The sequence below is a fragment of the Nocardia sp. BMG51109 genome, from assembly GCF_000526215.1.
GTDB lineage: Bacteria > Actinomycetota > Actinomycetes > Mycobacteriales > Mycobacteriaceae > Nocardia.
Window position 1 is genome coordinate 5108458 of sequence record NZ_JAFQ01000004.1, and the last position, 12865, is coordinate 5121322.

At 70.6% G+C, this 12865-nt stretch carries 12 protein-coding genes; all 12 read left to right on the forward strand.

The features are described 5' to 3' along the window. Nucleotides 1-41 precede the first annotated feature (41 nt). The 12 genes from murD (at nucleotide 42) to D892_RS0124565 (ending at nucleotide 12738) form a co-directional block, all read left to right on the forward strand. Nucleotides 42-1529, forward strand: a complete 1488-nt coding sequence (gene murD, locus D892_RS0124510) for a UDP-N-acetylmuramoyl-L-alanine--D-glutamate ligase (RefSeq protein WP_024803766.1) — start codon at nucleotides 42-44, stop codon at nucleotides 1527-1529. A 70-nt stretch (nucleotides 1530-1599) separates the two neighbouring features. Continuing rightward, nucleotides 1600-3120 carry a putative lipid II flippase FtsW gene (gene ftsW, locus D892_RS0124515; RefSeq protein WP_024803767.1) on the forward strand — a complete coding sequence of 507 codons (1521 nt, stop codon included), beginning with the start codon at nucleotides 1600-1602 and terminating at the stop codon, nucleotides 3118-3120. After that, nucleotides 3117-4307 carry an undecaprenyldiphospho-muramoylpentapeptide beta-N-acetylglucosaminyltransferase gene (murG, locus tag D892_RS0124520; RefSeq protein ID WP_024803768.1) on the forward strand — a complete coding sequence of 397 codons (1191 nt, stop codon included), beginning with the start codon at nucleotides 3117-3119 and terminating at the stop codon, nucleotides 4305-4307. Before ftsW ends, murG begins: the two co-directional genes overlap by 4 nt. 47 nt (nucleotides 4308-4354) lie before the next feature. Then, a complete protein-coding gene (gene murC / locus D892_RS0124525) occupies nucleotides 4355-5800 on the forward strand; it encodes a UDP-N-acetylmuramate--L-alanine ligase (protein ID WP_051499867.1) in 1446 nt (481 codons plus the stop codon). Between the two features lie 10 nt (nucleotides 5801-5810). Further along, nucleotides 5811-6719, forward strand: a complete 909-nt coding sequence (locus D892_RS42080; protein WP_024803770.1) for an FtsQ-type POTRA domain-containing protein — start codon at nucleotides 5811-5813, stop codon at nucleotides 6717-6719. 358 nt (nucleotides 6720-7077) lie between these two features. Beyond that, on the forward strand, nucleotides 7078-8310 hold the full coding sequence (ftsZ, locus tag D892_RS0124535) for a cell division protein FtsZ (RefSeq protein WP_024803771.1): 1233 nt from the start codon (nucleotides 7078-7080) through the stop codon (nucleotides 8308-8310). A gap of 93 nt (nucleotides 8311-8403) precedes the next feature. After that, entirely contained in the window at nucleotides 8404-9138 is a 735-nt protein-coding gene (pgeF, locus tag D892_RS0124540) for a peptidoglycan editing factor PgeF (RefSeq protein WP_024803772.1), read from the forward strand. A gap of 175 nt (nucleotides 9139-9313) precedes the next feature. Beyond that, nucleotides 9314-10063, forward strand: coding sequence for a YggS family pyridoxal phosphate-dependent enzyme (locus D892_RS0124545; protein ID WP_024803773.1), 750 nt, complete (start codon nucleotides 9314-9316; stop codon nucleotides 10061-10063). A 202-nt stretch (nucleotides 10064-10265) separates the two neighbouring features. Next, nucleotides 10266-11075 carry a cell division protein SepF gene (locus tag D892_RS0124550; protein ID WP_024803774.1) on the forward strand — a complete coding sequence of 270 codons (810 nt, stop codon included), beginning with the start codon at nucleotides 10266-10268 and terminating at the stop codon, nucleotides 11073-11075. A 123-nt stretch (nucleotides 11076-11198) separates the two neighbouring features. Further along, a complete protein-coding gene (locus D892_RS42085) occupies nucleotides 11199-11495 on the forward strand; it encodes a YggT family protein (protein WP_036567455.1) in 297 nt (98 codons plus the stop codon). 79 nt (nucleotides 11496-11574) lie between these two features. After that, nucleotides 11575-12408, forward strand: a complete 834-nt coding sequence (locus D892_RS0124560; protein ID WP_024803775.1) for a DivIVA domain-containing protein — start codon at nucleotides 11575-11577, stop codon at nucleotides 12406-12408. A 126-nt stretch (nucleotides 12409-12534) separates the two neighbouring features. After that, nucleotides 12535-12738 carry a hypothetical protein gene (locus D892_RS0124565; protein ID WP_024803776.1) on the forward strand — a complete coding sequence of 68 codons (204 nt, stop codon included), beginning with the start codon at nucleotides 12535-12537 and terminating at the stop codon, nucleotides 12736-12738. Nucleotides 12739-12865: the final 127 nt, after the last annotated feature.

The window sequence follows — 12865 nt, forward strand, 5'->3', positions numbered from 1 at the left end:
TGGACGAACAGATTCCGCGGGCCCTGCGTTCACCGGGGCCGATGCTCGAGTTCCTGCGTGGCCGTGACGTTCTCGTCGCGGGGTGGGGGGTGTCGGGCAGATCGTTGATCGAGCCGCTGCGCGATGTCGGCGCCCGGCCGGTGGTCACCGATGCCGGCGAGAAGGCGATGGCCGAGGCCGCCGAGCTGGGGCTGACCACCGCGACCGGTGACGAGCTGCTGTTGCCCGCCGCCCTGGACCGATTCGCGCTGGTGATCACCAGTCCGGGCTGGCGGCCGGACTCCCCGGTGCTGGTCTCGGCGGTCACGGAGGGCATCCCGGTCTGGGGCGACGTCGAATTCGCCTGGTGGGTGGATCAGGCCCGGCTCTACGGCCCGGCGCGCAAGTGGCTGGTGATCACCGGCACCAACGGCAAGACCACCACCACCCAGATGACCCACGCCATCCTGCGCGCGGCCGGCCTGGCCTCGGTCGCCTGCGGCAATATCGGCCTGCCGATCCTGGATGCGTTGCGGCGCAATCCGGGTCCGCAGATCCTGGCCGTCGAGCTGTCGTCGTTCCAGCTGCACTGGGCGCCGTCGGTGCGGCCCGAGGCCGGGGTCGTGCTCAACGTCGCCGAGGACCACCTGGACTGGCACGGCGGCCTGGACGCCTACGCCGCCGCCAAGGCCCGGGCGCTGACCGGGCGCGTCGGCATCGTGGGCCTGGACGATCCGGTGGCCGCCGCGCTCGCGCGAAAGTCCAAGGCGCGCCGCACCGTCGGCTTCCGGGTGGGAGTGCCGGCCGACGGCGAACTCGGCGTGGTGGACGGCAAGCTGCTCGACCGCGCGTTCACCAAGGCCGCGATACTGGCCGAGGTGGGCGACGTCAGCCCGGCCGGTCCGGCCGGTGTGGCCGATGCGCTGGCCGCGGCCGCGCTCACCCGATCCGTCGACGTGGTACCGCAATTCGTGAAGGAGGGCCTGCAGGAGCACAAGGTGGGCCCGCACCGCGCGGCGCTGGTGCGCGAGCTCGGCGGGGTGACGTTCGTCGACGACTCCAAGGCCACCAATCCGCATGCGGCGCGGTCGTCGATCCTGGCGCATCCGCAGGTGATCTGGCTGGCCGGCGGGCAGCTCAAGGGCGCGCACGTCGACGACCTGGTCGAGGAGGTCGCCGATCGGCTCGTCGCCGCGGTGCTGTTCGGGCAGGACGCCCCGGTCGTCGCCTCGGCAATGGCGCGACACGCGCCCGATGTCCCCGTCGTGGCGCTCGGTTCGGGTGACGATGCAGGGATGGCAGGGATACCGGCGGAACTCACGCCCGCGTCGCTGGTCGCGCAGATCGACGGCGCGGACGCGGTGATGGCCCGGGCGGTGCGCCTGGCCGCCGGCTATGCCCGCCGCGGCGACACGGTGCTGCTGGCGCCGGCCGCGGCCTCGCTGGACATGTTCGCCGACTACACCCACCGCGGGCGCAGTTTCGCCACCGCGGTGCAGGGGCTCGACGAGGGAGATCTCGGCACCGCCGACGGTGGGAGACTACGGTGACTTCCGCGCCCCGCGCGGAGGGCTAGGCAGGAGGGGCGCTGGCAGTGCTGCACGAACGCGATGTGAACTCATGAGCGGCCGCTCCGCATCCGCCGGCAGGTCGGCGAAGGCCGCGCCGGGCACGCCGCGGCCCCGGATCAATCTCGGCGCCTGGCTGTCCCGGCCGTTGGCGTCCTTCCATCTCGTCGTGACGATCGCCACCCTGCTCACCCTGCTCGGCCTGGTCATGGTGCTGTCGGCGTCGGGTGTCGTGGAGTACGCCGGCGGTGGCTCGGCGTATTCGCTGTTCATTCAGCAGGGCATGTTCGCGCTGCTGGGTGCGGTGCTGTTCTACCTCGCGCTGCGAATTCCGCTGCGGCGCTTGCGGCAGGCGTCCTTCCCGATCTTCGCGGTCTCGGTCTTCCTCCTGATCCTGGTGCTGATTCCCGGGATCGGGTCGCAGGTGCTGGGTGCGCGGCGCTGGCTGGTGCTCGGCCCCATCTCGGTGCAGCCCTCGGAGATCGTGAAGGTGACGCTGATCATCTGGGGTGCCCACCTGCTGGCGTCGCGCCGGGCCGACCGGGCCGGCCTGAAGGAGCTGCTGGTGCCGCTGCTGCCGGCCAGCCTGCTGGTGTGTGCGCTGATCGTGGTGCAGCCGAACCTCAGCACCACGGTCGCGGTCGGTCTCATCGTGGCCGGACTGCTCTGGTTCGGCGGGCTGCCGGTGCGGCTGTTCGTGACCATCGCCGTGTCCGGGCTGGTCACCGCCGGCGTCCTCGCGATGTCCGCCGGGTATCGGTCCGACCGGGTGCGGTCGTTCCTCGACCCCAGCTCCGATCACATGGGCGACAACTATCAGGCGCGCCAGGCGCTGTACTCGCTGGCCGACGGCGGCATCTGGGGCCGCGGCCTGGGGCAGAGCCGGGCGAAGTGGAGCTATCTGCCCAACGCGCACAACGACTTCATCTTCGCCATCATCGGCGAGGAACTCGGATTTCTCGGATGCGCGCTGGTACTGGGGCTTTTCGCGCTGTTCGTGTACACCGGGCTGCGGATCGCGAGCCGGTCGGCGGATCCGTTCCTGCGGCTGCTGACCGCCTCGGCGACCACCTGGATCACCGGACAGGCGCTGATCAACATCGCCTACGTGGTGGGCCTGCTGCCGGTGACCGGTCTGCAGCTGCCGCTGGTATCGGCGGGCGGCTCGTCGCTGGCGATCACGCTGCTGATGTTCGGGATCATCGCCAACGCGGCGCGGCACGAACCGGAGGCGGTGTCGGCGCTGCGCAACGGCCAGGACGGCCGGGTGAGCCGGCTGCTGCGGCTGCCGACGCCGGAGATGTACGCGCCCGCCCGGGCCGCCCGGTCCGGATTACGCGCGGCGCCCGCGCGCCGGGAGCTGTCCGCCGGTGACCGGCGCGGCGGCGGGTCCGGGCGGCGGGGCGGCTCGGAACCCGCGCCGCGCCGCTCGATAGATTCGGATTCCGCCCGCCGCCGGGCGGCGGACTCGGGCCGCCGGGAGAGCCGCAGTACCAGTTCGTGGCGCTCCACCCGGGCCTGGGAGCCGAACTATCCCATGAAACATGCGAGAGAACGGGGAAATTCGAGGTGACAACCGCCGAGAGCTTCGGGTCGGGTACGGAAAGACCTGGGGGCCGGGCACTCTCGGTGATCGTCGCGGGCGGAGGGACCGCCGGCCACATCGAACCCGCCATGGCGGTCGCCGACGCGCTGCGCCGGCTGGACCCCTCGATCCGGATCACCGCGCTGGGCACCGAGCGGGGCCTGGAGACGACGCTGATCCCCGAACGCGGCTATCCGCTCGAGCTGATCCCGCCGGTCCCGTTGCCGCGCAAGCCGACCGGTGATCTGCTGCGGCTGCCCGGCCGGGTGCGGTCGTCGGTCGCCCGCGCTCGCGCGGTGATCGATGCCGAGAACGCCGATGTGATCGTCGGTTTCGGCGGATACGTGGCGCTGCCCGCCTATTTGGCCGCCGGGCGCGGGTTCCGGCCGGGGCGGCGGGGCGGGGGCACGCGCCGGCGGCCGGTGCCCGTGGTGGTGCACGAGGCGAATGTCAAGGCGGGTATCGCGAACAAGGTCGGCGCGCGACGGGCCGCCCGGGTGCTGGCCGCGGTGGCGAACTCCGGGGTGCGCGCGCCGGGCCGCGCGGACGCCGAGATCGTGGGAATCCCGGTGCGCGAGCAGATCGCGACGCTGGACCGGGCGGCGCTGCGCGCCGAGGCCCGCGCCCATTTCGGGCTGCCCGCCGAGGGGCCGGTGCTGCTGGTGTTCGGTGGTTCGCAGGGCGCGCGGCGGCTCAACGAGGCGGTGCCGGCGGCCGCGCCGCAGTTGACCGCGGCGGGGATCTCGGTCCTGCACGCGCACGGGCCCAAGAACACGGTGCAGGTGCGCGCCGATCCGGACGGCGCGGCGAAGTACGTTGCGCTGCCGTATGTCTCGCGCATGGACCTGGCCTATGCCGCGGCCGATGCGGCGGTGTGCCGCTCCGGTGCCATGACCGTCGCCGAGGTCTCCGCGGTCGGTCTGCCGGCGTTCTACGTCCCGCTGCCGCACGGCAACGGCGAACAGGAGCTCAACGCCCGCCCCGTCGTGGCCCAGGGCGGTGGCAGAATTGTCCCCGATTCGGAACTGACCGAGAAGTACGTGATCGACGAGGTGATTCCGCTGCTCACCGATCCGTCGCGGCTGGCGGCCATGGGGTCGGCGGCCGCCGGCGCCGGGCATCGTGAGGCCGCCGACGCGGTGGCGCGGATCGTGGTGGAGGTGGCCGGCCGGTGAGCGGAACGGAAGATCAGGAGCTGCCGCCGCTGCTGCGGCGGGTGCACATGGTCGGTATCGGCGGGGCCGGCATGTCGGGTATCGCCCGGATACTGCTGTCGCGCGGCGGTGCCGTGTCCGGATCCGACGCCAAGGAGAGCCGCGGCGTGCTCGCGCTGCGGGCCCGCGGGGCCGAGGTGCGCATCGGCCACGACGCCGACGCCCTGGACCTGCTGCCCGGCGGACCGACCGCGGTGGTGACCACCCTGGCCGCCATCCCCAAGACCAACCCCGAACTGGTGGAGGCGAAGCGGCGCGGGGTGCCCGTGCTGCTGCGCCCGGCGGTGCTCGCCGAGCTGATGCACGGCCACTACACGCTGCTGGTATCCGGTACCCACGGGAAGACCTCGACCACCTCGATGCTGGTGGTGTCGTTGCAGCACTGCGGATTCGACCCGTCCTTCGCCGTCGGCGGCGAGCTGAACGAGGCCGGCACCAACGCCCACCACGGCACCGGCGGTTACTTCGTCGCCGAGGCCGACGAGTCCGACGGCTCGCTGCTGCAGTACGACCCGGACGTCGCGGTGATCACCAATATCGAATCCGACCACCTGGATTTCTTCGGCACCGACGAGGCGTACGTCCAGGTCTTCGACGACTTCGTGGCGCGGCTGCGCCCCGGCGGGCTGCTGGTGGTGTGCCTGGACGATCCGGGTTCGCTGGCCCTCGCCGAGCGGGTGGCCGCGCGTACGGCGGCAGGAGAACTCGACATTCGCATTCTCGGCTACGGCTCCGGCGATCTCACCGGCGTACCGGTGCCGATCGGCGCGCGGCTGCTGTCCTGGGAGCCGCGCGACGTGGGCGGCGTGATCACCTTCCGGTTCACCGACGAGCCGGCCCCGCGTACGCTGCGGCTGGCGGTGCCGGGCCGGCACATGGCGTTGAACGCGCTCGCCGCGCTGCTGGCCGCGCGCGACGCCGGGGCCGCGCCCGACGAGGCGCTGCAGGGCCTGGAGGGGTTCGGGGGAGTGCACCGCCGGTTCCAGTTCGTCGGCCGGGAGAACGGCGTCCGGGTGTTCGACGACTACGCCCACCATCCCACCGAGGTCCGCGCGGTGCTGGGCGCCGCCGCCGAACTGGTGCGGCAGGAGGCCGCCGACGGCGCACGCTCCCGGCAGGGCCGGGTGATCGTGGTGTTCCAGCCGCACCTGTACAGCCGGACCGCCACGTTCGCGGCCCAGTTCGGCGCCGCGCTCGATCTGGCCGACGAGGTGGTGGTGCTCGACGTCTACGGCGCCCGCGAGAAGCCGCTGCCGGGCGTCAACGGCGCCCTGGTGGCCCAGTCGGTCACGAAACCCGTGCACTATCAACCGGATATGTCGCGGGTCGGCCGGCAGGCGGCGAGCCTGGCCCGCCCCGGCGACGTCGTGATCACCATGGGCGCCGGCGATGTGACCATGCTGGGCGGGCAGATCCTGGACGGGTTGCGGGTGCGGCCGCCGGCCGGCCGGTGAGCGGGGGCGCATGAGCAGCTCGCGAACGCGAAGCCCGGGCCGGGGGCGCCACCCCGGCGACGAACCGGCGGATTTCGACGGGGCGGATTTCGACCGGGCGAACCCCCCGGACTCCGACGACCCGGACGCCGCCGAGCCCCGCCGGCGCTCCGCCCGCCCCGGGCGCGACGGCCGCGACCGGCGCGGACGGTCCGGCTCGGCGCGGGATCCGCACCGCGAGTCCGGCCTCCGGCGCGTCGGTGCGGCCGTGGCCGAACTGCCGGTGCGCCGAATCGTCCGGTGGGCCTTGCCCGTTGCCGTGCTGCTCGTGATCCTGGTCGGCGTCGCATATTTCACACCGGTGTTCTCGGTGCGAACCGTGCGGATCGAGGGCCTGGTCACGGTGTCCGAGCGACAGGTTCGCGACGTGCTCCGGATTCCCGGTGGCCGTTCGATGTTGCGCATCGACACCGACGCGATGGCGCGGCGGGTGGCGACCATCCCCAAGGTGCATTCCGCGCGCGTACAGCGCGGCTTCCCGGGGACGGTGCGGGTGACGGTCGAGGAGCGCACCCCGGTGGCCTACTTCGAGAGTCCACAGGGCACGCACCTGCTCGATATCGACAGCGTCGAATACGCCATCGAGCCACCGCCGCCCGGTCTGCCCAAGCTGGTGACCGCGAGCCCGGGCGGTAGCGATCCGGTCACTCGGGCCGCGGTCACGGTGCTCGACGCCGCCCCGCCGGCGCTGCGAGACCAGGTGGGAGAGGTTGTGGCGCGGTCTGTTTCGGACGTCGAGCTGAGCCTGACCGACGGGCGCACCGTACTGTGGGGTGGGGTCGAGGATTCGGCGCGCAAGGCTGCGGTGGTGCTGCCGGTGCTGACTCGGCCCGGCACGGTGTTCGACGTATCGAGCCCCGATCTGGTAACGGTAAAGTGAGTGATACCCGTTGTGCCTTCGGGGTTTTCGGTGACTGCCCCACGGCAGCCGCCGAATTCTCGCGGGCACCAGGAACGATTCCCCACACCCGGGGCGGCCGTTCGCGATACGATGCGGGGCGGGCTCGGACGACATGGGTCGCACAAGATTCTCATGCTCGTTTCGGCGCGCCTGCGCGCGGATTGCAGCGGGTGCGAATAGCGTTCCGCAGCAGTCGGATACTTGACATAACGCCAACCCTATTGTTGAGGTTTAGGGTTTGCCCGAGATTGGACTCGGGGCGGCTCGGACCGAACGGTCGGTGTTCTGCCGGGGATCCGCAAACGACAGGCTTGAGATCGAAGGAAGGCGAGAGCCCATGACGCCCCCGCACAACTACCTTGCAGTGATCAAGGTCGTCGGTATCGGCGGCGGCGGCGTGAATGCCGTCAACCGGATGATCGAACAGGGACTCAAGGGAGTCGAGTTCATCGCGGTCAATACCGACGCGCAAGCGCTGCTGATGAGTGACGCGGACGTCAAGCTCGACGTCGGCCGGGAACTCACCCGCGGACTGGGCGCCGGTGCGGATCCGGAGGTCGGCCGCCGGGCCGCCGAGGATCACAAGGACGAGATCGAGGAGGTGCTCAAGGGCGCCGACATGGTCTTCGTCACCGCCGGTGAGGGTGGTGGCACGGGGACCGGTGGCGCACCGGTCGTGGCCAGCATCGCCCGCAAGCTGGGCGCGCTGACCATCGGCGTGGTCACGCGGCCGTTCTCGTTCGAGGGCAAGCGCCGCAGCAACCAGGCCGAGGCCGGCATACAGTCGCTGCGCGAGTCCTGCGACACGCTGATCGTGATCCCGAACGACCGGCTGCTACAACTCGGCGACGCGGCGGTCAGCCTGATGGATGCCTTCCGCTCCGCCGACGAGGTGCTGCTCAACGGTGTTCAGGGCATCACCGACCTGATCACCACACCGGGCCTGATCAACGTCGACTTCGCCGACGTCAAGAGCGTGATGTCCGGGGCCGGTTCGGCGTTGATGGGCATCGGTTCCTCGCGCGGCGAGGGCCGCTCGGTGAAGGCGGCCGAGGCGGCGATCAATTCGCCCTTGCTGGAGGCCTCGATGGATGGTGCGCACGGCGTGCTGCTGTCCATCGCGGGCGGCTCGGATCTGGGCCTGTTCGAGATCAACGAGGCCGCCTCGCTGGTGCAGGAGGCCGCGCATATCGAGGCCAACATCATCTTCGGCACGGTGATCGACGATTCGCTCGGCGACGAGGTGCGCGTCACGGTGATCGCCGCCGGTTTCGACGGTGGCACCCCCGCCCGGCGGGTCGATACCGCGGGGCGTTCGACGATCGGGTCGGCCCGCGCGGGCGAGGTCGGCCAGACCTCCTCGCGCAGCACCGATTTCGGTGCCGGCCGCAGTACGGAGTCGGCCCCGTCGCCCACGCCGTCCCCGGTCCAGCGCGGCCCGGCGCCGTCCTACGAGCCCCGTCCCGCCAGCGACCCGACGGTCGCGCACAACTCGCGCACCCACATCCAGCCCCCGGACGACGACTCGGACGACGACGACGTCGACGTACCGTCCTTCATGCGCCGCTAGCCGGCGATCGCACCCGCTCTCCCGGCTCCAGGGAGCGGGTGCGTTCGTCGCTGCGGCGCCGGGCGGCGTCGCTCCGGCTACTAATCTCGGGGTATGACTGCTGCTTCGGTTCGGACCCGCCGGGTGACCACCACGCGCGCCGGTGGCTTCTCGCGGGCGCCGTACGACTCGTTCAATCTCGGAGATCATGTCGGGGACGATCCGGAGGCGGTGCGGCGCAACCGGTTACGGCTGGCCGAGGGCATCGGGCTGGCGCCGGAGCGGCTGGTCTGGATGGAACAGGTGCACGGGCGCCGCGTCGAGGTCGTCGACGGGCCACGGGCCGAACCGGTTCCGGTGACCGACGCGCTGGTCACGACGGTGCCGGGGCTGGCCCTGGTGGTCCTGACCGCCGACTGCGTGCCGATCCTGCTGTCCGACGACGAGGCCGGGGTGATCGCGGCCGTGCATGCCGGGCGGGTGGGCGCGCGCATCGGCATCGTGCCGCACGTGCTGGAGGCGATGGTCTCGGCCGGTGCGGCAGCGGAACGCATCGGGGCATTCCTGGGTCCGGCGGCGAGCGGCCGGCACTATGAGGTTCCCGCGGAGATGCGCGCCGACGTCGACACCCACCTGCCCGGCAGCGCCACCACGACCGCCAAGGGCACCCCGGGCCTGGATCTGCGGGCCGGGGTGCGCCGCCAGCTCGAACAGGCCGGCGTCGGCGCGGTCGCGGTCGACCCGCGCTGCACGATCGAGGACGAGACCCTCTTCAGTCACCGCCGCGGTGCGCCGACGGGCCGCATCGCCGGTGTCATCTGGAGGGAAACCGAGAGTTCGCCCGAGTGAGCGCCGGGCCGGACGGCACGCGCGCGATGGACGGCCCCGTCCGAGGCATTCGCGGGGTGTTTGCCCCTATTTCTGGGGCTTGCGGGAAAGTGATACCGGGAATAGGTGCGGAAAATGGACGATCGACACGCCCGGAGGCATTCGTGACCAGTTACGCATTCGAGGGAGTTGTTGTATGACCGGCGAATCCGGCATCGCCGCCGCGGAATCCACGCGAACGGCGGCCCTGTCCACCGCCCTGACCGGTCTGTCGGCGCGCATCGAATCCGCCTGCCGGGCGGCGGGACGGGATCCGGCCGGGGTGAGGTTACTGCCGGTAACGAAATTCTTCCCGGCGTCGGATGTCGAGATCCTCTACGGCCTCGGCCGCCGGGAGTTCGGCGAATCGCGGGAGCAGGAGGCCGCGGCGAAGGTGTCCGCATTGGGACACCTGTCTCGAGTGCGCTGGCACATGATCGGCCGCCTGCAGCGCAACAAGGCAAAATCGGTGGCGCGCTGGGCCTATGCGGTGCATTCGGTGGACAGCGAGCGGCTGGCCGGTGCCCTCGACACCGGCGTCGGCGCGGCCCGCGCGGCCGGGCACCGGGACTCGCCGCTGCGGGTGCTGCTGCAGGTCAGCCTGGACGGCGACGTGAGCCGCGGCGGCGTCCTGCCGGACGATCTGCCGCGGCTCGCCGAGCGGGTGGCGGCCGCGGACAACCTCCGGCTGGCGGGCCTGATGGCGATCCCGCCGCTGGACGCCGACCCGGAACCCGAATTCGCGCGGCTGGCCGAGTTACACGCCCGGCTGCGGGATACCCATCCGGAGGCGACCGAGTTGTCCGCCGGGATGTCCGCGGACCTGGAGGCCGCAATCCGACACGGCTCGACCTGCGTGCGTGTCGGTACTGCCCTGATGGGCGCTCGACCGATAACCTCGGGATAGCAAACAAACCTCATCAGTCACATTCGAAACATATGCTCGGAGACTGACGAAGGATTGAGCAGGACTTCAACACCCCAGGCCAACCGGGTGCCGTAGGAAGGTCGACCAGGATGAGCGAGCGCAGCGAGCGAGATGTCAGCGCAGCCACGAGCGTGCTCGTGCTGGAATCGAGCGCCAGCGAGGTGGAAGCCGAGGTGCGAGCATGAGCACGCTGCACAGGTTCAAGGCCTACTTCGGCATGGTTCCGCTCGAAGAGTACGAGGACGACTACGTCGACGATCGCGGCCCCCGGGGCGCCGAGGACCGCGGCGCCCGCCGGCCCCGCGATTTCGGTGAATCCCGGTACGACGCCGATCGATACGACTCCGATCGGTATGAGGGCGGCCGCTCCCGGTTCGGTGACGACCGCTACGACGGCGACCCCGGGTACGGCGACCCCGGATATTCGGAGCCGGCCTACAAGCCCCCTTATCAGCCGGGCTACAGCGTCGCGCGGCGCGACGACTACTCCGACGACCGGTACGAGCACGAGCCGCGCCGCCCCACGCGCATCGAGAGCGCGCCGTCGGGCCGCGGCCGGAACATGGACCGGCTCGGCGGCGGTACTCCGATGGTTCGCGGCACCACGCACGGTGCCCTGGCGGTGGATCCCGAGTCGGAGCGGCGGATGGAGGAGCGCGCCCGCTTCGAGCCCGCGCCGCGCCGCCAGCCCGTCTTCGAGGACGGAGGCCCGTTGTCCAAGATCACCACGCTGCGCCCGCGGACCTATGCCGAGGCCGCCGTCATCGGCGAGCGCTTCCGCGACGGCACGCCGGTGATCATGGACCTGGTGGAGATGAGCAACGCCGACGCCCGCCGCCTGGTCGATTTCGCCGCCGGCCTGGCCTTCGCGCTGCGCGGATCGTTCGACAAGGTGGCGACCAAGGTGTTCCTGCTCTCACCGGCCGACGTGGACGTATCGGCCGAGGAGCGCCGCCGGATCGCCGAAACCGGCTTCTACAACCAGAAATAGTCGGGCACCGGGGCGTCGCTCGCGGCCGTCGTCCCGGTCGACACGCCGCGAGCGGGGGAGTGCTGTCACGACCGGACGGCGCGGGGAGTTTGCAGCACACCGATTCTGAGGCAAAGTGGTCTGGTGGCCTTGTTCCAGGTGCTGTATGTACTCCTGTTCCTCTTCTGGCTGTTGTTGATCAGCCGAGTGATCGTCGAGTTCATCCGCAACTTCGCTCGTGACTGGCATCCGCGCGGGGCGGTTGCCGTGGTGCTGGAGGTGATCTTCACGATCACCGATCCTCCGGTGAAACTGCTGAGGCGCTTGATACCGCCGGTGAACCTGGGGGGAATTCGGCTCGATCTGTCGATTATGGTGCTGCTTTTCATCGTGTTCATCCTGATGTCGGTGACCAGCAGGCTCGGGCAGCCGGTCGCCTAGGTGTGACAGAATGGGCCGTGAACAATAGCTTGCCAGATCTACCGCTAGATCTCCGTACGAAGCGTGAAGGGATCCTTCCATGCCGCTGACCCCAGCCGATGTGCACAACGTCGCGTTCAGCAAACCGCCGATCGGGAAGCGCGGCTACAACGAGGACGAAGTCGACGCCTTCCTCGACCTGGTCGAGCAGGAGCTCTCACGCCTCATCGAGGAGAACGCCGACCTGCGCCAGCGGGTTGCCGAGCTCGATTCCGAACTGGCCGAGGCCAAGAAGGCCCCGCGCCCCGCGCCGCAGGCGGTGAAACCGCCCCCGCCGCCGCAGCCGGAACCACCCAAGCCGGCGCCGGTGGCCCCGCAGATCCCGGTGCCGGCCGCTCCGGCCGGTACTCCGCAGGACGCGGCCGACGCGAACCTCCAGGCCGCCAAGGTACTGAGCCTGGCTCAGGAGATGGCCGACCGGTTGACCAGCGACGCCAAGACCGAGGCCGAGCAGCTGCTGTCGAACGCCCGGGCAAATTCGGAGCGAATGGTCAGCGATGCGCGCACGCGGTCGGAGGGCATGGTCGCCGAGGCGCGGCAGAAGGCCGAGACCATCCTGTCCGACGCGCAGACTCGTTCCGACAACCAGCTCCGCCAGGCCAAGGAGAAGGCCGACGCCCTGCAGGCCGACGCCGAGCGCAAGCACACCGAGATCATGGCCACGATCACCCAGCAGCGCAGCGTGCTGGAGAGCCGGATCGAGCAGTTGAAGACCTTCGAGCGCGAGTACCGGGTGCGGCTGAAGTCCTACCTGGAGTCGCAGCTCGAGGAGCTCGAGAATCGTGGCTCGGCGGTGCCGGTGGACGGCGGCGAGTCGTTCGACGGCGCCAACAACAACCATGCGCCCGCGTCGTTCGCTCAGGGCGGCAACTAGTTCCGTTCGAACGCTCGCCGACTCCGCGGTCGTCTCGGATTGTGGTGGTCGTGTCGGATTCGGCGTGCCGCGCAGCCGTGTGGTCCGGAAGCTCGTCGAGCCACCTGGCCCGCCTAGGGGGTGACCATGCTCGTCCTGACGCTCGTCCTGGCCGCGATCGGTTTCGCCCTGCTGGTGACAGCACTGACCACCGGATCGGTGGTATGGGCGTGGGGGTGCATCGTGGTCTGTGTCATCGGCGCCGTATTGCTGCTGGTGAGTGCGCTATCGATGCGCGATTCCGAGGATGACGATCAGTCGTCGCGTCCCGGTCGGCATGCGAAGCGATGAGCCCCGACCGAAGGTCGACCGTGGTCGACCCGGCCTGGAAGGGCCACGCCGATGGGGCCCGAAAATACGGTTACCCATGCTGGCTACAATCAAACCTGAACATCGGCATTGATCCGGCGATCACCGG